At 53.7% G+C, this 19745-nt stretch carries 18 protein-coding genes; 16 read left to right on the top strand and 2 right to left on the bottom strand.

The features are described 5' to 3' along the window. The first annotated feature begins 66 nt into the window (after window positions 1–66). The 14 genes from DFP98_RS03735 (at window position 67) to DFP98_RS03670 (ending at window position 15682) form a co-directional block, all read left to right on the top strand. Window positions 67–1359, top strand: coding sequence for a sugar ABC transporter permease (locus DFP98_RS03735; protein ID WP_116059208.1), 1293 nt, complete (start codon window positions 67–69; stop codon window positions 1357–1359). After that, complete coding sequence (locus DFP98_RS03730; protein ID WP_116059207.1) at window positions 1356–2186, top strand: sugar ABC transporter permease; 831 nt, start codon at window positions 1356–1358, stop codon at window positions 2184–2186. The genes DFP98_RS03735 and DFP98_RS03730 overlap by 4 nt, the downstream gene beginning before the upstream one ends. Beyond that, the gene (locus tag DFP98_RS03725; RefSeq protein ID WP_116059206.1) at window positions 2183–3814 is read left to right on the top strand and encodes an alpha-amylase family glycosyl hydrolase; all 1632 of its coding nucleotides are present in this window, start codon (window positions 2183–2185) and stop codon (window positions 3812–3814) included. Before DFP98_RS03730 ends, DFP98_RS03725 begins: the two co-directional genes overlap by 4 nt. A gap of 315 nt (window positions 3815–4129) precedes the next feature. Then, a complete protein-coding gene (locus DFP98_RS03720; protein WP_116059205.1) occupies window positions 4130–5524 on the top strand; it encodes a hypothetical protein in 1395 nt (464 codons plus the stop codon). Between the two features lie 157 nt (window positions 5525–5681). Beyond that, entirely contained in the window at window positions 5682–6218 is a 537-nt protein-coding gene (locus DFP98_RS03715; protein ID WP_246016401.1) for a sigma-70 family RNA polymerase sigma factor, read from the top strand. Then, window positions 6208–7593, top strand: a complete 1386-nt coding sequence (locus tag DFP98_RS03710) for a DUF5643 domain-containing protein (protein WP_116059204.1) — start codon at window positions 6208–6210, stop codon at window positions 7591–7593. Before DFP98_RS03715 ends, DFP98_RS03710 begins: the two co-directional genes overlap by 11 nt. A 54-nt stretch (window positions 7594–7647) precedes the next feature. Then, window positions 7648–8214: a DUF1802 family protein gene (locus DFP98_RS03705; RefSeq protein WP_116059203.1), complete on the top strand. Its 567-nt coding sequence runs from the start codon at window positions 7648–7650 to the stop codon at window positions 8212–8214. Window positions 8215–8386: 172 nt separating this feature from the next. Beyond that, window positions 8387–9169, top strand: coding sequence for a Fe-S cluster assembly ATPase SufC (gene sufC / locus DFP98_RS03700; RefSeq protein ID WP_116059202.1), 783 nt, complete (start codon window positions 8387–8389; stop codon window positions 9167–9169). A 14-nt stretch (window positions 9170–9183) separates the two neighbouring features. Continuing rightward, window positions 9184–10488, top strand: coding sequence for a Fe-S cluster assembly protein SufD (gene sufD / locus DFP98_RS03695; protein WP_116059201.1), 1305 nt, complete (start codon window positions 9184–9186; stop codon window positions 10486–10488). Window positions 10489–10490: 2 nt separating this feature from the next. Next, window positions 10491–11723: a cysteine desulfurase gene (locus tag DFP98_RS03690; RefSeq protein WP_116059200.1), complete on the top strand. Its 1233-nt coding sequence runs from the start codon at window positions 10491–10493 to the stop codon at window positions 11721–11723. Next, window positions 11707–12156 carry a Fe-S cluster assembly sulfur transfer protein SufU gene (gene sufU, locus DFP98_RS03685; protein WP_116059199.1) on the top strand — a complete coding sequence of 150 codons (450 nt, stop codon included), beginning with the start codon at window positions 11707–11709 and terminating at the stop codon, window positions 12154–12156. The genes DFP98_RS03690 and sufU overlap by 17 nt, the downstream gene beginning before the upstream one ends. Window positions 12157–12178: 22 nt before the next feature. Then, on the top strand, window positions 12179–13576 hold the full coding sequence (gene sufB / locus DFP98_RS03680) for a Fe-S cluster assembly protein SufB (RefSeq protein ID WP_116059198.1): 1398 nt from the start codon (window positions 12179–12181) through the stop codon (window positions 13574–13576). 467 nt (window positions 13577–14043) lie between these two features. Further along, window positions 14044–14586, top strand: a complete 543-nt coding sequence (locus tag DFP98_RS03675) for a sigma-70 family RNA polymerase sigma factor (RefSeq protein ID WP_116059197.1) — start codon at window positions 14044–14046, stop codon at window positions 14584–14586. Further along, on the top strand, window positions 14573–15682 hold the full coding sequence (locus DFP98_RS03670) for a DUF4179 domain-containing protein (RefSeq protein WP_116059196.1): 1110 nt from the start codon (window positions 14573–14575) through the stop codon (window positions 15680–15682). The genes DFP98_RS03675 and DFP98_RS03670 overlap by 14 nt, the downstream gene beginning before the upstream one ends. 92 nt (window positions 15683–15774) lie before the next feature. Here DFP98_RS03670 and DFP98_RS03665 read toward each other — a convergent pair whose 3' ends face one another. Continuing rightward, window positions 15775–16896, bottom strand: a complete 1122-nt coding sequence (locus DFP98_RS03665) for an FtsW/RodA/SpoVE family cell cycle protein (RefSeq protein ID WP_116059195.1) — start codon at window positions 16894–16896, stop codon at window positions 15775–15777. A gap of 255 nt (window positions 16897–17151) precedes the next feature. On the opposite strand from DFP98_RS03665, the gene DFP98_RS03660 reads away from it, so the two are divergent. Continuing rightward, window positions 17152–17385 (top strand): alpha/beta-type small acid-soluble spore protein, encoded by a 234-nt coding sequence (locus DFP98_RS03660; RefSeq protein WP_116059194.1) that lies wholly within the window; start codon window positions 17152–17154, stop codon window positions 17383–17385. A gap of 123 nt (window positions 17386–17508) precedes the next feature. Beyond that, window positions 17509–18450 (top strand): C40 family peptidase, encoded by a 942-nt coding sequence (locus DFP98_RS38880; protein ID WP_246016399.1) that lies wholly within the window; start codon window positions 17509–17511, stop codon window positions 18448–18450. A gap of 110 nt (window positions 18451–18560) precedes the next feature. Here DFP98_RS38880 and DFP98_RS03650 read toward each other — a convergent pair whose 3' ends face one another. Beyond that, on the bottom strand, window positions 18561–19640 hold the full coding sequence (locus DFP98_RS03650) for an HD-GYP domain-containing protein (protein WP_116059192.1): 1080 nt from the start codon (window positions 19638–19640) through the stop codon (window positions 18561–18563). Between the last annotated feature and the right edge of the window lie 105 nt (window positions 19641–19745).

Raw genomic sequence — 19745 nt, 5'->3', positions numbered from 1 at the left:
CCATGCGCCATCCACCCGCCGCCTCGCGGCGGGTGAGACGGCTTAACAGGAAGGAGAGGGCTCAGCTTGAAGCATCGCGCTGCAACGGCGGGTTGGCTTTCCGTAATTTGCGCGGGATTGGGCCAATTGTACAATCGGCAGTATTTCAAAGGTTTGACTTTCATTCTGATTTACGCGGCAGGCATTTATGCCATCGTCGCTAAGCTTACTCCCCACTTAAAGGGCATCGTTACCCTCGGGGAGCAGGGGCAGCATCTGATAAAAGTCGGCAAAGTATTCAAAAACGTTCCCGGCGACCATTCCATTTTCATGTTGATTTACGGGGTATTGGCGATTCTCGTCGTTCTGATCCTACTGCTGTTCTACGTTTTGAATATTCGCGATGCGGTCGTCGTCGGCCGGAGAATGCAAGGCGGCTCCGAGCTTCGGGCGCTGAACAGCAGCGTCTTCCCTTGGCTGCTTCTGTCCGTGCCGATGCTCGGCGTGCTGTTCTTCACGGTTATGCCGATTGTATTCACGTCGCTGATCGCTTTTACGAACTACGCGTCGCCTAATCATATTCCGCCGAAAAACCTGGTCGATTGGGTCGGCTTCGCCACCTTCGACAAGCTGTTTAATATGAACGTCTGGAGCAATACGTTCGTCGGCGTTCTGAGCTGGACGATCGTATGGGCGATTCTGGCCACGGTGACCTGTTATTTCGGGGGCATTCTCGTTGCGCTTTTGATCAGTCAACACGGTATTCGGTTCAAAGGCATCTGGAGAATGCTGTTCATTATTCCATATGCGATTCCGCAGTTTGTTTCGCTGCTCATTATGAAAAACCTGTTGAACGAGAAGTTCGGTCCGATTAACCAGTATTTCCGCTACTTCGGGATGGAAGGTCTGCCGTGGCTGAACGATCCGTTCTGGGCGAAGGTGTCCGTCATCGTCGTTAATATGTGGATCGGCATCCCTGTGTCGATGATTCTCGTCATGGGCATTCTCACGACGATTCCGAAGGATTTGTACGAGGCGGCGGAGGTGGACGGAGCGACCGCTTGGGCGAAGTTCCGCAACATTACGATGCCTTATATTTTATTCGCGACGGCGCCGATTCTCATTACGCAGTTCGTTGGCAATATCAACAACTTTAACGTCATTTTCCTCCTGACCGGGGGCAATCCGGCTACGATGAAATACAACAACGCCGGAGAAACGGACCTGCTCGTGACCTGGCTGTACAAGCTGACGCTCGATTTCAACCAGTACAACATCGCGGCAGCCGTGTCGATTCTGATCTTCCTGTTCATCGCGGCCGCGGCCATCGTCATGTTCAGGAGAACGAGATCGTTCAACGAGGAGGACATGATCCAATGAAACCGCGTCTGTTGTTCAGTTACGTGCTGCTGGCGCTTATCGCCGTGGCTTGCATCTATCCGGCTCTGTGGACGGTTTTGTCCTCCTTTCGCGTCGGGAATTCGCTGTTCAGCGATCATTTTATCCCGACCGCTTGGACGCTTGATCATTACCGCGACCTGTTCCGGGTGCGCGCCGACCGCTCGATTCCTTACGCCAACTGGTACTGGAATACGCTGAAGGTGGCGACGGCGAGCATGGTGCTCGGGACGCTTATCCAACTGTTGACCGCGTATGCGTTCTCGCGTTTTCGCTTCAAAGGACGCAAGGCGATGATGATGCTTATTCTTATTCTGGGCATGTTCCCTGGCTTCTTGAGCATTATGGCGGTATTCATCATCCTGAATACGATCAACCTGCTCGATTCGATCTGGGCGCTTATTCTGGTGTATTCCGCCGGAGCCGCGCTCGGGATGTTCGTCGCCAAAGGCTTCTTCGACACGATTCCGCGAAGCCTGGAAGAGGCGGCTCGCATTGACGGCGCAAGCCATATGTCGATTTTCATGCGCATCATTTTGCCGTTGTCCCGACCGATCATTACGTACATTTCGCTCACGACGTTTGCCGGCGCATGGGTCGATTTTATTTTCGCGCGCGCGATTTTGCGGACTCCGGAAAACTGGACGCTCGCCGTCGGCCTGTGGAGCATTATCGATTCCTACAACAGTACCGAATTTACGCTGTTCGCCGCAGGCTGCGTGCTCGTCGCCGTGCCGATTACGCTGCTGTTTATGTACACTCAGCGCTTCCTTGTGGACGGACTGACGGCCGGAGCGTCCAAAGGATGAGGCGCGGGGCGAAGGGCTCGCTCGCGCTCCTCGCAGCCACGGCTTTGCTGCTAGGCGGCTGCACGACTTCCGCTCCGAAGGAATCCGCAGTCTCGAAGGAATCCGCTATCCCGAGTGAAACCTTCATCACTGAGGAATCCGTCGCTCCTGCAGAGGGACCTTCGGGCGTGTTCTACGAGGTGTTCGTTCGCTCGTTTGCCGATTCCAACGGCGACGGCATCGGCGATTTGAACGGCTTGACGGCCAAGCTCGATTACCTGGACCGGCTCGGAGTGGACGGCCTGTGGCTGATGCCGATTCAGCCTTCGCCCAGCTATCATGGCTACGATGTCACCGATTATTACGGCATCCATCCGGATTACGGCACGATGGACGACTTTCGCAAGCTGCTGCAGGAAGCGCATCGCCGCGGCATCCGCGTCATTATGGACCTCGTCGTCAACCATACGAGCTCTGAGCATCCGTGGTTCGTCGATTCGGCTCAGGGTGCCGGCAGCAAGTATCGGGATTGGTATACCTGGGCGGAAAATGCCGAGCAGGCGACGCCCTCCGATGGGGCGACGGGGTCCGATCCGTGGCATAAAGGCGCACACGGGAGTTACCTCGGCGTATTCTGGGGCGGCATGCCGGATTTGAACTTCGACCATCCCGAAGTGCGTAAAGAAATGGTCGCTATCGGCCAATACTGGCTCAAGGAAGGCGTGGACGGCTTCCGCCTGGATGCGGCCAAGCACATCTTCGGAGATTTTAAGTCGACGATCTCCACGCCGACCGTGCAGCAAAAAAACAAAAGCTGGTGGCAAGAGTTCCGGCAAGGCCTGAACGCGGTTAATCCCGATGCCTATCTTGTCGGCGAGGTGTGGGACGGCGCTGCAATCGTCGCGCCTTATCTGGACAACGCGCTCGATTCGGCGTTTAACTTCGACCTGGCGGGCACGCTGCTTGGCGCCGCGGCTTCGGGAAAGTCGTCCGGCATCGGCTTTACGCTGTCCCGCATGCACGGCTATTTCGGCAAAGTGTCCGGCGGACGATTCGTCGATGCGCCGTTCCTGTCCAACCATGATCAGACCCGCGTCATGAACGCGGTCGGCGGCAGCGTCGATCGCGCCAAGCTGGCGGCTTCGTTGCTGCTGACGATGCCGGGCAACGCTTTTGTTTACTACGGCGAGGAACTAGGCGTCGCCGGCATAAAGCCGGATGAGAAGCTGCGTGAGCCGTTTCCATGGACGAGAAAGGGAGGTTCTCCCGAGGAGACGACGTGGCAGAACTCTTCCTACCGTACAGAGGAAGCGTCTGTCGAAGCCCAAGAGGCGGATCCGAAGTCGCTGCTGAACCACTATCGAAAGCTGATCTCCTGGCGGGCGCAATTGCCTGCGCTGCGTCTCGGTACAATTGCGTCCTACGATGCGGGCAATGAGTACGTCACCTCTTACTTGCGTGCGAGCGGTGACGAGAAGGCGCTGGTGCTGCACAATATGTCCGAGCAGTTGCAGGCCGTAACGCTGCCGGAAAGTAACGCGGGCCAGACGTCTTTCGCTAAGCTGACGTTGACGACTGACGACGCCGCTTCGCTGGATGGGCGGACGATCTCTTTGCCTCCTTACACGACCGTTGTTTTGATACCTTAATGAAACTTTTTGCAAAAAAGGGACTGCCCCTAAGTAAAGTCCTACACAATAATCGATTAAGAAAAAGTGCATATATCTCCTGGAGACTGCCTCATACGGTCCTGTAACCACCTCTTAACGGGTTTACTCATTCAAGTTTCAGGATCGTATAGCATCGGAAGGAGATATATGCACGATAACCTTCTCAATCGATTATGTTTTTGTACGACTTTTTTATTTACTTAGGGGCAGCCCTCTATTTGCGTTGGCACGAACGCCTATCCCCCCGGCCACATACAATGAACCACTCACACGAATGACTGGAGAGTGGTGCGGGTGGACATTCAATTATCGGCGATCCACTGGGTGTATGTGGCGTTTATCGCTTTTATTCTCGCTTTGCTCGTGAAGCGAAGAGATACGACGCTGGTTTGCGTTGCGGGAATTTTCACGCTTGGCCTGATCGCAACTGAAAGTCTGGGCGGCTCGGTGGCGGGTATTTTCAACAGCTTTATCTATGCGACGAAGGAACTGCTAAGCACGATCTTCATCATCTCGATTATCGTGGCGATGAGTCGCGTCCTCATCATTACGGGCATCAACGAAACGATGATTAAACCGCTTACAGGCTTCCTTCGGACGCCGACCCTCGCGTTCTGGGGCATCGGCATTATTATGTTGCTGACTTCGCTCTTCTTCTGGCCTTCTCCCGGCGTCGCCCTGATCGGAGCGGTGCTGCTGCCGGTGGCGCTGCGTGTCGGCCTTCCCGCGCTCGGAGCGGCGGTCGCGATGAATCTGTTCGGCCATGGCATTGCGCTGTCCGGCGACTATATTATCCAAGGTGCGCCGAAGCTGACAGCGGATGCGGCGGGCCTGCCGGTGTCCGAGGTGATGGCGGCCAGCATTCCGCTTGTTATCGTAATGGGGCTTGTAACGACTGTGGCCGCATTTTGGATGATGCGCCGCGACATGAAAAACGGGAAGTGGAATGACGGATTGGTCGCCGCCAGTCGTGAGGAGGCGGGGGCAAAAACGGCTGTGAGTCTGCCGGATTCGGTTAAAAGATCGCTGGCCATCGCCATTCCGATTCTGTTCGCCGTCGATGTCGCGGCCATGTTCGCCTTCGACCTGCAAGGGGGCGATGCGACGGCACTGATCGGCGGCACGGCAGTGCTCATCCTGATCGTGACGACGATGGTGGCGCACCGAAACAAGGGATTGGAAGAGACGACCTCATATTTAATAGAAGGCTTTCAGTTCGGATTTCGGGTGTTCGGCCCGGTCATTCCGATTGCCGCGTTTTTCTATCTCGGCGACTCGGCGTTCCGGGAGCTGTTCGGGGACGGCGCTCTGCTCGGCTCGCACGGTATCGTCAACGATCTTGGCGTTGCGCTGGCCAACTCCGTGCCGATGAACGGAGCGGTGGCTTCGGTGACGCTGACCGCAACCGGCGCCATTACCGGGCTAGACGGCTCTGGCTTCTCGGGCATCTCCCTCGTCGGCTCGGTCGCGCACATGTTTTCCCTCGCGCTTAGTAGCGGCGCCGCGACGCTGACCGCTCTGGGCCAGGTGGCGGCGATCTGGGTCGGCGGCGGAACGCTCATTCCTTGGGCGCTGATTCCCGCCGCGGCCATATGCGGCGTCAGCCCGTTCGAGCTGGCTCGCCGCAACCTAAAGCCGGTGCTGATCGGACTGACCGTTACGACGATTGTCGCGATGTTCCTTGTATAGAGAGCTGCAGCCGATCCGCCCATCGTCGTCTCGACGCGCGCGGATCGGCTGTTTTAGAATAAAAAATAAAAATGAACCGTTTGCCGAGTTGAACGATCTAACGGATAGATACATAAAAAACAAGGCGGAGGAACGTCTTGGAAACGGAGGAGAAGCTTTGTCGGAACTGGCATGGAAAACGGATGTTCAGCTTGCCTGCTCGGGCGACCGCGAGGCGTTCTCAAGGCTTGTCCGGAACATGCAGGGAGAGCTGTACAGAATGGCGCGAACGCTGCTTCACGGGGATGAGGACTGCGCAGACGCGATCCAGGAGGCGATTATGAAAGCTTATCGGAGCATCCCTAAGCTGCGGGAGCCGGCTTATTTTCGCACCTGGATGTTTCGGATTCTCATTCATGAGTGCCGGCGAATCTATCACAAAAACAAGAGGATGCTCCCGATGGACGTTCTTCCCGACCGCGAAGCTCCGACAGGGGAGACGGATCTTGATTTGCGGGATGCGGTCAATCGATTGGACGAGCCTCTTCGCACGCTCGTGAAGCTGCACTACTATGCGGATTTGTCCTTGGCCCAAATTGCGGAAATTATGGACGTGTCCGAGGGGACGCTGAAATCGAGATTGCACCGGGCCAGGCGGCAGCTGGTCAAATGGCTGAATGTATCCGAAAGGAGCGAGATCGGGTATGAATGTTGAGGAACTGGAAACGAGATTTCAAGGCGTCGGAAAATGGGAAGAATCGAGCATTCCGACAGCCGTTGCGCAGAGAATTGAACAGACGCTGGCGGCTTTGCCGGAGCGCGGCAAGCAAAGATCGATGGCGGGTAGAACAAGGGCGCTGGCCGTTGCAGTCGTTGCCTTGGTCGTTGTCGGCGGGGGGATTGCGGGCTATTCGGCGTATGCTCCAAAAATTTTGGGAGAGACCCCAATCAAACAGGCAGCGCCTTCTTCGGAGCTTTCATCGGATGTTCGAACTGAGGTCGAGGGCAAAATGTCGCTGCTGGCAATCAATGAACTACGAGACTCTATTCGCAAAATGAGTGTGAAGGAGACCGAAGTGTCAGGTGCGGCCGTATCGGATCAGGGGATTCATGTGCGGCTCGGTTATGTCATCAACGATGGCTACGCATTGTCCGTCCGCTATTCGATTACAGCAGATCGGCCGATCCAGGATTTTAACCTGAACGCAGCTATCCGTGTAGACGGACAGACGGTTGGATACGTGGGCAATGCGGAAGAAGACGACGGGAAACGCGCCATTTTTCGGAACGAATTTTCGATTGTAAGCGCAACTCAATACGAAGGGATTCTGTCCACGACATACTATCCTTTCGAAGGCGCTCGGATGCAGTATACGGATTTCGAACTGGATATTTCGCGAATCGGGAACGTCAACGGAGAGTGGATCTTCGATGCCGAGGTGCGCAGGCAAGAACCCTCGCTGATCATCCGGAACTCCAACGAGACCAAGACGAGCAAACAGGGAGTTTTCGAGTTGAGCAAAATATCGTTGTCGAAGGTATCCACGGGACTCGAGTACGCTTTCAAGCGGTTTGACTCCGAGAAAAACCGGATTTTCGCAGTCGAGTTAACGGACGATACAGGATATCGGTATGGAGGAGTGGCTCTCCGTACATCCGAAAACTCAGAAATGAACTACGCGAGCTTCCCCTCGCTTAATCCCGAGGCAAAAAGCTTATTGATCAGACCGTTATATTGGGATATGAAGTCCACGAGCATTAAGGGACGGGCGAACGTAGAGAGTCTGCCTACCCCGGACGATCCGCTCATCGTTCCGATCGGGCAAGACAAGGAACTGGTCGTCACGGCGATCGAAAGACGGCCCGACAGAACCGTCGTGCGTTCGCTGCCTACGCCTGGCGATAGTATCGGCATTTCTCTTTACGACATAGAGCGCGGCAAGGTGCCTTTAATCGATATACTGTTCGGCAAAGAGAGTGGGATGGTTTTCGAGCCGGTCCCATCCGACGCCAAGCTGCAGATCGTAGCGGAATTCCATGGCAAGTTGGTCTACCTTCCCGAACTGGAGGTTCAACTCAATCTTCCCTAGTCCGACTATGCTATAATGAAAGCATCGTAGGGCATAGAGGAGAGAAGCAACGCAATGGAATCGACGATCGCATTAAGAGAATGGGCCGTCGCCGTCAGGGCGCTGGAAACGGGGCGTCAGGTCATCGTGCTGCGCAAAGGCGGCATCGCGGAGGAGACCAGGGAGTTCCGGCTGGAAAGCCCGAAGTTTTACCTGTTTCCGTCGTTTGAGCATCAGCGTCCGAATCTGGTTATTCCGGAAGCCTCCGGAGCGGTGGAAGAGACGCAAGCGGAAGCGGCGTTGACGCCTGGGTTCGTGACGGTCACCTCGTTCGCGGAGGTCGCGGAAGAGTTGGAAGTGACGGATGCGGAGACGCTCAAACGGCTGGAAGGACTGCACATCTGGACGGAAGATTACGCCGAAGAGCGGCTAAAGTGGAAAAAAACGAAGCCTCTACACGTGCTCGTTCTGCGCGTTTATCGATTGGATGAACCGCAAACGATTCCGCTGCGCGAAGAGTACGGCGGGTGCAAATCCTGGATTCAATTGCAGGATTTGAACGTTTCGTCGATGACTCCGGTGCTTGACGACGAGCAATTCCGACGGCAATCGGAAATAGTAGGAAAACGCATACATCGTTGATATTACAGGCAAACTGTCGCTTCGTTTCCGACGAAAACGAAGAGCGGTTTGCTTTTTCGACGGTTCTTTCATAAAATTGTTATTGAGAATCACTGAGAATCAAATTAAAATAATTATAAATAAGGATTTATTCCAAATGAATAAGTCCTCATAAGAACTTGGAGGTTAGGGAATGTCTACTCAATTCGAAATTCAAGGTCTGAAGTCGTCCATAGAGGGCAAAGAGATTCTGAAAGGGATCGATCTGAAAATCGGCGGCGGCGAAGTGCACGCAATCATGGGACCGAACGGTACCGGTAAAAGTACGCTCGCATCTGCGTTGATGGGTCATCCGAAGTATGAAGTGACGGACGGTTCCGTCACGTTGAATGGAGAAGACGTGCTTGAGATGGGCGTGGATGAGCGCGCTCGCGCCGGCATGTTCCTGGCGATGCAGTATCCGAGCGAGATTACGGGCGTGACGAACGCCGACTTCCTGCGCAGCGCGATCAATGCCCGCCGCGAGGAAGGCAACGAGATTTCCTTGATCAAATTCGTTCGCCAAATGGAAGCGAAGATGAAAGAGTTGGAGATGAACCCGGAGTTCATGCATCGTTACCTGAACGAAGGCTTCTCCGGCGGCGAGAAGAAGCGCAACGAGATTCTGCAGATGATGCTGCTAGAGCCGAAACTGGTCATTCTTGACGAAATCGACTCCGGTCTCGACATCGACGCGCTCCGCATTGTTGCGGAAGGCGTGAACGCGATGCGCGCCGAAGATCGCGGTTTCCTGATCATTACTCACTACCAGCGTTTGCTGAACTATATCAAACCCGATTACGTCCACGTGATGATGCAAGGCCGCATCGTTAAATCCGGCGGTCCTGAGCTGGCTCAGCGTCTGGAAGCGGAAGGCTACGATTGGGTAAAAGAAGAATTGGGCATTGTCGACGAAACCGTCGGCCAAGAAGCTTAAGGAGGCAAGCATCGATGAGTACACCGATTACTTCCTTCGGCAGGGAAGCGGCTGCTGCGATCGCTCGCAGCAAGAACGAGCCGGCTTGGCTCGTCTCCCTGCGCGAAGAAGCGGGGCAGCTCGCGACCGAGCTGGCATTGCCAAAGCCGGAGAAGCTTCCCCTGACGCGTTGGACACTGGATCATTACGGAACGAACCGCCCGGGTCAGCCGGCAGCTTCCGCTGCGGACCTGCCCGCGCCGATCGCGGCGCTGCTGCCGGAAAACAGAAGCAGCGCGTTGATCGTTCAGCATAACTCTTCCGTGATTTACACGGAGCTTTCGGATGAATTGAAAGCGAAAGGCGTCGTCTTAACAAGCTTGGAGGACGCGGCTCGCAATCACGAAGAGCTGTTCCGCAAGTATTTTATGACGATTTATACGAAAGAAGAGCATAAGCTTGCCGCTGTGCACGCGGCGCTCTGGAACGGCGGAGTGTTCCTGTACGTGCCGCGCGATGTGGAGATCGAAGAGCCCATTCAAGCGCTGTTGTTTGCGGACGATGCGACGGCAACGTTCATGCCGCACGTATTGGTCGTTGCAGATACGAACAGTCGAGTGACGTTCGTAGAGCAAGTCGCTTCCGCGCTCGGCGAGACGACTTCCACGCTGCTGCACAACAGCGCCGTAGAAGTGTTCGCCAAAGCCGGCGCATTCGTGCAATATGCTGCCGTCCATCATATGGACGAGAGCGCGATCGACATCGCCTACCGCCGCGTCGAGCTGGACAACGACGCTCGCATCGAGTGGATCGTCGGCGATTTGCATAACGGCAATGCCATTACGGATACGAAGTCGGTGCTCAGAGGCAACGGTTCGACATCCGATTCAAAAATTATTTCCGTCGGAACGAAAAGCCAGCGCATGAGCCTGACGACGCAAGCCGTTCACTTCGGACGTTCGAGCGAGAGCGATATGATTACTCGCGCCGTTATGAAGGAAGAGTCGACGGCGATCATCAACGGCATCACGAAGATCGAGCACGGCGCGACGAAGGCGAACGGTCAGCAAACAGAACGGGTGCTGATGCTCAGCCCGAAAGCTCGCGGCGACGCGAACCCGATTCTGCTGATCGACGAGGACGACGTTAAAGCCGGACACGCAGCGAGCGTAGGTCAAGTGAACGCCGAGCAAATTTACTACTTGATGTCCCGCGGAATTAGTCGCACCGAGGCAGAGCGCCTGATTATTCACGGCTTCCTCGATCCGGTCGTCTCCGAGATTCCGCTTGAAGGGCTGCGCGAGCAATTGCACCGCATCCTTGAAAGAAAGCTGGGCTAATTATGGACCCGATCGCATTGAAGTCGGAATTTCCGATTCTTCAACAGGATATTAACGGACATCCGCTCGTATACCTGGATAACGGGGCGACGACGCAGAAGCCCCGCTCGGTTATCGAGGCGGTCAAACGTTACTACGAATGGGATAACGCCAACGTGCATCGCGGCGTGCATACTTTGGGCTCGCGGGCGACCGACGCTTACGAGGGCGCTCGCGAGAAGGTGGCGCGGTTTCTGAACGCGGCGAGCTCGCGGCAGATTATTTTTACCCGCGGTACGACGACGGCGCTGAACCTGGTCGCCTCCGGCTATGCCCGTCAGACGCTGCGCGAGGGCGACGAGATCGTCATTACGCCGATGGAGCATCACAGCAACCTGATTCCTTGGCAGCAGGCCGCCAAGGCGACGGGAGCGACGCTGAAGTACATCCCGCTGCAGCCGAACGGAACGGTTGCGCTGGAGGACGTGGAAGCGACGGTGACGGAACGGACGAAAATCGTCTCCATCACCTACGTCTCTAACGTGCTCGGAACGATCAACCCAATTGCCGAAATCGCGAAGATCGCGCACCGCAAAGGCGCGATTCTCGTCGTTGACGGAGCGCAAAGCACACCTCATATGAAGGTAGATGTACAGGCGCTGGATGTGGACTTCTACGCTTTCTCCGGACACAAGATGTGTGCGCCGACAGGCATTGGGGCATTGTATGGAAAAGCGCAACTGTTAGAGCAGATGGAGCCGATCGAATTCGGCGGCGAGATGATTGATTTCGTCGAGCTGCACGATTCAACCTGGAAGGAGCTGCCGTGGAAGTTCGAGGGCGGCACGCCGATTATCGCTGGCGCTGTCGGACTGGGTGCGGCAATCGACTTTCTGGAGCAGATTGGCATGGACAACATCGAGCGGCACGAGCATAAGCTGGTCAAGTATGCGATGGAGCGGTTGTCGGAGATCGACGGCATTACGATCTACGGTCCGTCGGCGGAGCAGCGCGCAGGGCTCGTCACCTTTAATCTTGGCGACGTGCACCCGCACGATGTGGCTACGGTGCTTGACACCGAAGGCATTGCCGTGCGAGCAGGACATCACTGCTGCCAGCCGCTGATGAGATGGCTGAAAGCAAGCGCGACGGCCCGGGCCAGCTTCTATCTGTACAACACCGAACAAGATATCGACCGGCTGGCCGAGTCTCTGGTTAAGACAAAGGAGTTTTTCGGTTATGAGTCAATTGGATGATTTGTACCGCCGCGTCATTATGGATCACTATAAAACGCCGCGAAATCGCGGGGAACTGGAAGACGGCTCCGTAACCGTCAACCTGAACAACCCGACATGCGGCGACCGTATTTCTCTTCAGCTCCAGCTTGAGGACGGCATCGTTCGCAATGTGAAATTTACGGGCGAAGGCTGCTCGATCAGCATGTCCTCGGCTTCGATGATGACGGAAGCGGTGATGGGCAAGACGGGCGAGGAGGCGCTGGCGCTCGCAGACAAATTTTCCGCCCTGATGAAGGGCGAAGATGTGCAATTCGACGACTACGAAGATGTCGAGGCGCTGTCCGGCGTTAATAAGTTTCCGGCCAGAATCAAATGCGCGACGCTAGCCTGGAACGCCCTGCGCAAGGGCGTAGAGCAAGGCTCTGGCAAGCACGAAGGCATTGAAGAATAAATAAACAAGGAGGTTGATCGCCATGGCAAAGCAAATGCCCGAAATGGAAGAGTACAAATACGGTTTTCGCGACGAGCATAAAGCGATTTTCCAATCCGGTAAAGGCTTGACCGAAGAGATCGTCCGCACGATCTCGGAAATGAAGGGCGAACCGGAATGGATGCTGAAGTTCCGTCTGAAGTCGCTGGAGCAATTCCGCAAGATGGAAATGCCGACATGGGGCGGCAACATGGACGACCTGGATTTCGAAGACATCCAGTATTACGTCAAACCGTCCGAGAAGCAAGGGAAAACGTGGGAAGAGGTTCCGGAAGAGATCAAAGCGACGTTCGACAAGCTCGGTATTCCGGAAGCGGAGCAGAAGTTTCTGGCCGGCGTGTCGGCGCAGTACGAGTCCGAGGTCGTCTACCACAGCATGCAAGAGGAGCTTGAGAAGCAAGGCGTTATTTTCATGGATACCGATTCCGCCGTGCGCGAGCATCCGGAAATTTTCAAAGAATATTTCGGCACGGTCATTCCGCCTGCGGACAACAAGTTCGCAGCGCTGAACAGCGCGGTCTGGTCGGGCGGCAGCTTCATCTACGTCCCTAAAGGCGTGCAATGTACGGTTCCGCTGCAAGCGTATTTCCGGATCAACTCGGAAAATATGGGCCAATTCGAGCGCACGCTCATTATCGCGGACGAAGGCAGCTCCGTTCACTACGTCGAAGGCTGTACGGCTCCTGTCTACAGCACGAACTCGCTGCACAGCGCGGTCGTCGAGATCATCGCGAAGAAGGACGCTCGCGTTCGCTACACGACGATCCAGAACTGGGCGCCGAACATCTACAACCTCGTTACGAAGCGCGCTGTCGCCGAAGAGAACGCGACGATGGAGTGGGTCGACGGCAACATCGGCTCCAAGCTGACGATGAAGTACCCAGCAGTTATTCTGAAAGGCCGCGGCGCGAAGGGCATGGTGCTCTCGATCGCGGTCGCCGGCAAAGGCCAGCATCAGGACGCAGGCGCGAAAATGATTCATCTTGCTCCCGACACAAGCTCGACGATCGTCTCCAAGTCGATCTCCAAGCATGGCGGCAAAGTGACGTATCGCGGTCTCGCTTCGTTCGGACGCAACGCCGAAGGCGCGAAAGCGAACATCAAATGCGACACGCTCATCCTCGACAACGAATCGACGAGCGATACGATTCCATACAACGAAATTATGAACGACAACATCACGCTGGAGCACGAAGCGACAGTCTCGAAGGTATCCGAAGACCAACTCTTCTACCTGATGAGCCGCGGTCTGTCTGATGCCGACGCGACGCAGATGATTGTCATGGGCTTCATCGAGCCGTTCACCAAAGAACTTCCGATGGAGTATGCGGTTGAGATGAATCGCTTGATTAAAATGGAAATGGAAGGCAGTATTGGTTAATACTGCTGTCTAGAAGAAAGCCAAAGAGGGTGCAAGACGGGATTTCCCGTTTTGTGCCCTTTTCTTATTCTCTTCGCTTTGAGCCTACTCCCTATTTCCGGCGAGCGGGTTGAACGGTTGGGATTACGCTGGCCAAAAAACTTTTTTTATCGGGAACCTTCCGGCTGTTTCAACAATCTAATTAGTAATTACATAACCGAATCGGCAATGCCGACAGATTCTATATAAGTTGAACCAAAGACATCGAAGAGATAACCCAATGAAATGGAGAAAGGGAATGGTTTTGCCGCGAGTTTTGGCTTTGAGTTGCTTACCTATAAAGGTCCTATCGTTCCAAGCAACTCAAAACAACCTGTTTGAAGCCGGCAAAATCATCCCTTTCGGAATACAATGGGCTCAATCTTCATTGGTTCAACCTAATATAGTGCGGTGAAGTTGTCCGAGGCGAGGAGACGAGACGAGAGAGGATGGATAGTCTGGATATTCAGGAAGTGATGCGAGCGCGACAGGGAGACCGGGAGGCGTTCACCCGACTGATGCGTCAATTGGAGACACCGATGTACGCCGTCGCCAAACAGATCGTACAACGCGACGAAGATTGCGCGGATGCAATGCAGGAAACGGTGTTCATCGCCTATAAGTCGATGTATACGCTGCGGGAGCCCGCCTATTTTCGAACATGGATCATTCGAATTCTAATTAACGAGTGTCGTAGATTATTGAAACAAAGAAATAAACAAGTTCCATTAACGGATTTGTCGGACAAGCCTTCCCCGTCCCCAGAAGAGGATGACGGCCTGGAACTGCGCGAAGCGATCGACAGCCTGGAACTGCCGATGCGGCTTGTCGTCGTTTTGCATTACATTCAAGACTTGCCGATCAAAGAAGTGGCGAGGACGCTGGAGATTTCGGAGGGGACGGTCAAAAGCAGACTTTATCGGGCAAGGGAAAAGCTGCTGCGGTGGATGGAAAAGTCGAGAGGAGTCGAGAGCCAATATGAATCAAGATAAGTTAACGAGAGCGTTGCGGGATACCCGGGTCTTCATGCCCGATCGTCTTCCCGATCGCGTCAGAGAAGCGCTGGATCATGCCTACGAGCAGCTCCCGGATATCGATCTGACTCCGATTCGCAAGCGTCGGCGAAATCGCAAGCTTCTTAAGCGGGCTAGTGTGTCGCTCGCTGCGGTGCTGGTAGCGGGTATCCTTCTAATTGGATCGGGTTTTATTTCTCCGTCTATGGCTAATTCGCTAAAACAGATCCCTTGGATCAATAGTCTCTATGAACATTTCGGGGATGCGGGTCTTGTAACCGCTGTTCGCAGCGGGATGGTGACAGATAAACCTTACAGCCAGACGAAAGCCGGGCGAACCGTTACGATATCCGACCTAATGTACGACGGGGCCAGACTGTCCGTTGCTGTTAAAGTTCATGAAGAAGGGAAGCTGTCGGAAGAGGAGCTTGAAGCGTTCGAAGTCGATGGCAGAGTTAACGGAGAGCAAGGCCCCCTCTCGTATAGCATCGGAAATACGCAATGGATAGACGAGAGCACGGCAGTACGAATTATTAATATCGGGCACTCCGGCTACGATGCAAGAATGGATCAAGCTTATGAGTTCCCGGACGCTTTCGAATTTACGTTTTCCATTGCGATGAGTTCCGGAAAAGAGTACAAATTCGTCGTTCCAATCGAGAAAAACGCACCGGGTGCGATCGAATTGACGAAAAGTGAGATCAAAAATTATGAAGGGGTCACCTTGCAAATCGAGAAGCTGGTGATTACCCCGGCCACCATTAATCTGGTCGCTCTTCTTGGCGTCTCAGCAAACTTGGAGATAGAGCCGCCAGTCCGGTTTTACGGGAATAGGTTCTTGCAATTTGCGCTTTTCGACGAGAACGGGAACGAGATCAAGCACGTCGACCTAGCCGGCTATAACGGATTCGGAGAGCAGGACATGTTCTTAGGGAAGCAAAACTTTGTAGGAGCCTCAACCTTGCCGAAGTCGATCACGATCAAGCCTTTTGCAAGAAGAATAAAGGGACCAGACGGCAAAAGCGAGAACGACTACATTCACGAGTTGGAGATCACAATGGAATTGCCTAAGTGATGGACGAGCAATGGCCTATAGATGCGAAACAGCCCTGGAGCTTTAGACTCTTGGGCTGTTTCTTTATAATCTATTTCTGAATTTGATATCGGTTAATCCCGCTTCGAATGATGAACCTGAACGCTCAGAACAAGGCCGACCGCAATCATATTCGTTAATAGCGAACTGCCTCCATAGCTGACGAAAGGAAGCGCGAGACCGGTCAGCGGCATCAATCCGAGATGCATCGCGATATTTTCGAACACTTGCAACACCAACATAGAGATGACGCCGATCACGATGTAAGCCCCCGACAGATCGGGGCTATCGTACGCGATGCGAACCATACGATAGATCATGAAGAAATACAGAAACAACAATACCGCGCTGCCGATAAAGCCGAATTCTTCTCCTATGACGACAAATATCGAATCGGCGTAGTCGTAAGGGATAAAGCCGTTTTGAACCAGGAAGCCTTGCCCGAAGCCTTTTCCATACATATCGCCCGTGCCGATCGCTCTGATCGAGTTCAGAACATGCCAGCTTTTGTCCGGATCGGAAGCGGGATCAAGAAACGTTTGAATTCTCGCGAGCTGATGCGGCTTGACGAAGGTTTGAAAAAGACTGCTGTCGGTCAGGTAAAGCGTGACGATAAAGGCAACCAAAATTCCGATACTGCCAACCCCGATCGCGATATGAGTCCTTTTCATGTTCCCCATCCAGAGCATTCCGAGCATAATGCTGACGAACACGATCGATGTGCCCAAATCCGGCTGCTTTAAGATTAGGACGACGGGAAGGAAGGTGGCAATCAACACAGGGAGAATGTCTTTGAGCAGTCTTAGCGGTTCCCCGTTCCGATTGCTTAGCCGTTTGGCAACAAGCAGAATTAGGAAAATTTTCGCCAACTCCGAGGGCTGAAACTGAAACGACTTGATGCTGATCCAGCGGGTAGAGCCGTTCAGGTTCGTTCCGTTTAACAATACGATTATCAACAAAACGATACCGAGCGCATACAAACCATAGGACAGATAACGCACGGCGATACGATAATCCAAGAAAGCAATAAGAAGCATGGGAACAAAGATGCAGCCATAAGCAATCAGATTGTTGACATGCAGCCCTTCATACTTCGTACCATTCGTCGCGCTATAGATAACCAGAGTACTGATGGCCATAAAACAAAGAACCACCAGCAGCAGAGATACATCTAACCGTTTAAGCTTAGCAATCATAATTCCGTTTGGACCTCGTTTCTGATTTTTCGAAAATACAAATTCCCGGATAAGGTGTCCGAGCTATCTCGTTTGAACACGGCAACTTTTTCCTCAAACTCCATCATACCAGTAAATTTCCTTTATCGACACCCGAGAAAAAAAGGAATCCAAACAAATCAAAGGCATAAAAAAATTGGGAAAAGCTCAATAACTCATGCATAGAGCCGAGACCGCAGAGACATAATACGTGGTAAATGATGGAGGTGAGAAAACATGGCGAACAATCGCAGCAGCAATCAGCTCGTAACTCCGCAAGCTCGCGCAGCTCTGGATCAACTGAAATACGAAGTAGCCCAAGAGCTTGGCATCCAATTTTCCCGCGACGGCTATCACGGGGACATGCTGACGAAGGATACCGGCCGCATCGGCGGCAACATCACTCGTCGCTTGGTGCAAATTGCCGAACAGCAACTTGCAGGCCAAGCAAGCCAAGCCGGACGCTTCTAAAGTCGATTTCACGATCCCGCTAGCTTAACGCTTGCGGGGTCGTTTTTTTTGCGAGCATAATCGGGAGAACGCTACGTCATCCTATATGGAGAATGAACCTTAATGGGAAGGCGGCTCGAAAAGATGAAGACGGGCTACAAATCAATGGTATTGCTCTCGCTGCTGCTGACGGTCGGTTGTGCAACAAGTCCGATGAAGCTTAAAAGCGACCAGGCTCCGGTGAAAATACAGAGCAACCAGTCTCCTGCAACGTTGGAGGAAGGACGGCATATCGTGCCGGTGCGACAGCTGCAGAATGCGGCATACGTCTCGCTCGGAGCGATCGGTCAGGCGACGGGGTACAGAGCGCAGTGGCTGCCGGATGGAAGCTATGGCATGGGGGACAATGATGCGGTATGGGTGTTCCGCACGGGAGAGAGCGCGGTGTCTATTGCGGGACGTTCGTCCAGTATGCCCGCGCCGGCTCTGAAAGAAGGCAATGAGATGTTCGTACCGGTCAACGCTCTGCAGCGTCTGATCGGAGACGTGACGGTGTTCCATACGCAAGAGAACGAGGTTGCTTTTTTTCCGAAGCCGACTCCTGGCGAGACGGGCGTAAACGGGCAAAACGCGGAATTTGCCGAGAAGCCTTCGTCCCAATCGGGAATGAAAGCGGCGGCGAATGAAGAGAGCTCAGCATCGACTTTGCTGACCTTTGCGAAGAAATTTATGGGCGTTCCTTATGAATTCGGCACAACAACTTATGCGCAGAGCAAAAGCTTCGATTGCTCCTCGTTCACGCAATATGTATTCGATCGCTTCGGGATCGATTTGCCCAGGGTGGCAAGGGCGCAAGCGGAGCAGGGCAAGTTCGTGTCCCGCGACGAGCTGCGGGCGGGTGATTTATTGTTTTTCTACGTGCCGGGTCGTTTCAAGAGCAACGAAACGGTCGGCCATGTGGGGATCTATATGGGGAATGGCAATATGATTCATGCAAGTCCGAAGCCTGAAGACGGCGTTCAGATCACTCCGATCGACAAGGAGTATTGGAAAGACACCTATCTATACGCGAAACGTTATTCGTGAGCGGCCAATTGAATCGATAGCCGCCCAAGGCAGACGAGGCGACTTCACCGCTCGTTACCGAACAAAAAAAGGTGCATGCAATCCTACAAAGAGGAGTGCATGCACCTTTTTTACATATTGACTTCCAGGATGGAAATATCCCTAACGACAGACAAATCGATAAATTCGTCGCCAACTTGAACGAGAGGGCGGAAGAAATCCGTTGGATTCGTCATTACGATAACGCCTAGCACCCCGTTCGACAGCTCCACGCGTTTGCCGATAAAGTTGGGAACCATATGCCGGATAAACGTATGCGTGATGTCCGGGTCCAATTCCTTAAAGCTCAGCTCGTAGAGCTCCTTCAGCACGAAATGCAAATCTTTCTTCTCGCTGTACACTCGCGAAGAAATCATCGCGCTGTAGACATCGGCGACCGCTACGATTCGGGCCAGCGGGTGAATCTGTTCTCCGGACAACCCTTGCGGGTAGCCCGTCCCGTCGATTCTCTCGTGGTGCTGGAGTGCGGCCAACGCGACTTCTTCGTCCTTGAAGGAACGGGTTAAAATTTCATATCCGTATTGCGGGTGATTTTGGATTTCTTTGTATTCTTCATCGTTAAGCTTGGCTGGCTTGTTGAGAATCACCTCGGCGATTCTGCATTTGCCCACGTCGTGCAAGAAACCGGCCTTGCCCGCGCGTACCGTATCTTCTTCGCTCCAGCCCAGCCAGCGTGCGATGTAGTAGCTTAGCATGCCGACCTGAACGGAGTGCTGGTAGGTGTAATCGTCCTGGGTGTTCAGCATCAGCAGCAGGGATACGACATCGCGTTCCGTGCGGAAATTTTCGACAAGCGGCTGAAAGCTCTCCCTGACATCGTCTTCGTAGATTCTGCCTTCAATGGAAGCTCTCTCGAACAATTGCTCCGCGCCGGCGACCGCATCGTGGTAAAGCGGTCTTAACAGCGGATTGTACTCGGGGGCTTTTACGGTCGTTGTCGGAGCTTTCACTTCAGGCTCCATTACGGCAATTGCTGCCGAAGGGCTCTCACGATGTTCTATGCTGACATAATCAATCTGATGTTGGAAAATTCGTGAGATTTCCTTCTCGTTTAACGGCGTGCCTTTGGAGAGAACATGCAAGCCGTAAGCATTAAAGACATCTTCCGATAGTCGATCGCCTGATCGCACATCCGTAATATGTACTCGCATATCGCACCTCGACAGAACCTCGATTAAATTCGAGAAATTTCGCCAATCTCTTGCTATCTATGCTATCAATTAAAGCGTTTTCTGGCAATATCAAGGCGAGATAAA

The organism is Cohnella phaseoli (assembly GCF_003386235.1).
Taxonomy (GTDB): domain Bacteria; phylum Bacillota; class Bacilli; order Paenibacillales; family Paenibacillaceae; genus Cohnella; species Cohnella phaseoli.
The sequence above is the reverse complement of the archived record's forward strand: the minus strand, read 5'-3'. Positions and strand labels throughout refer to the sequence as shown.